This is a genomic window from Streptococcus sp. 3613, from assembly GCF_013277375.1.
GTDB classification, from domain to species: Bacteria; Bacillota; Bacilli; order Lactobacillales; family Streptococcaceae; genus Streptococcus; species Streptococcus pseudopneumoniae.
The window spans coordinates 1-1,192 of record NZ_VMMV01000118.1; the positions used below are offsets into that span (position 1 = coordinate 1).

Here is a 1,192-nt window from a genome sequence, read left to right on the forward strand (position 1 = left end):
CCAAAAAATCCCTCCTTCATCTCCTTGATGAAATTCTCGGCTTGACCACGTCCACGATAAAGCTGAAACTGGTCTTGGCTTGTTCCACTCGTCATATTTGTAACGAGAGAAATAACATCGTAGAACAAGTTTCCTTCTTTTCGTTCAGAGAACTGGCAGACACGACGCTTGTGCGACCAAGATCCTGCTTGATAGAGAGTTTCTGAGTAGGCGGAGTGGGGCAAGATGGTTAAGTCCTCATCCTGTGGGCAAGGGAGGGAAAGGTCTCCAAGACGGCTCAGAACAGTATTTTTCTTGAGTTTTATGAGGTAGTATTGCCCTGTTTTTTCAATTAAATCGTATAATTTTGGGGTCGCAAAGCTACTATCCATTCGAAAGAGAAGTTGATTAAACCGTTCGAAAACAGGTGTGATAAAGCTGTCTGCCTCTTCAGAACAATAACGATTACCAGGACGAAGCTGGGCATTGAAACAATAACCTGTCTTCCCCTCGAAAGCATAAAGAGGATGATAGCCATGAGCACGATAGTGGGCGTTATAAGCAACACCTTCTTGCTTGCCATAAGTTGTGAAATGGGTAGAATCGATATCTACAATGAGTTGGTTTAGCTGGTGAAACTGTAAAAAGAATTCGACCAATTCAAGGTTGAGGCATCGCAAACTATGGACTGTTTCCTCGTCAGTTCTGGAAAGAAAACGGGATAAGGTTGGCTGTGAAGCAAGCTGCCCTCCTTCCAACAATTTTGGAAAGTAGGCATCAGCTGACAATTCTTTACAAGCATAGTCCGTTCCATAGCCTGTTAACAGTTGAAAGAGGAACTGGACAAGGATATCTGAATCCGAATAACGACAGTAGCGGCGTTGGTCATTCGTTACTAAATACTTAGAAATCCGCTCTTTTAGTTTCAACTGGGAAAAAAGTTCCTGAAAAAAGATAAGACCACCATACTGGGTTAAATGACCTCCATCGAAAGATAGTTGGTAAAAAGACTTGTTTTGGAAGTGATGATTTGGTAAACTGTTCATGTGAGTTTCCTTTCTTTTTGTGTTTTTTTCTACACTTATACCATAAAGGGGAAACTCTTTTTTGTCTAGTAAAAAACACCCATTGGGTGAAAAAAGAAACCATCCAGGATCTAAGCTAAGGCAAGGATTCTGGAGGGTTTTTAGATTAGGGGTGAATAATTGGGGTT

1 protein-coding gene is annotated in these 1,192 nt (G+C 41.4%); it reads right to left on the minus strand.

The window, feature by feature from the left end:
* Positions 1-1,025: IS1380-like element ISSpn5 family transposase (locus tag HT708_RS11020; protein ID WP_172926397.1), on the minus strand; the 1,025-nt coding region annotated here is incomplete at its 3' end.
* Positions 1,026-1,192: the final 167 nt, after the last annotated feature.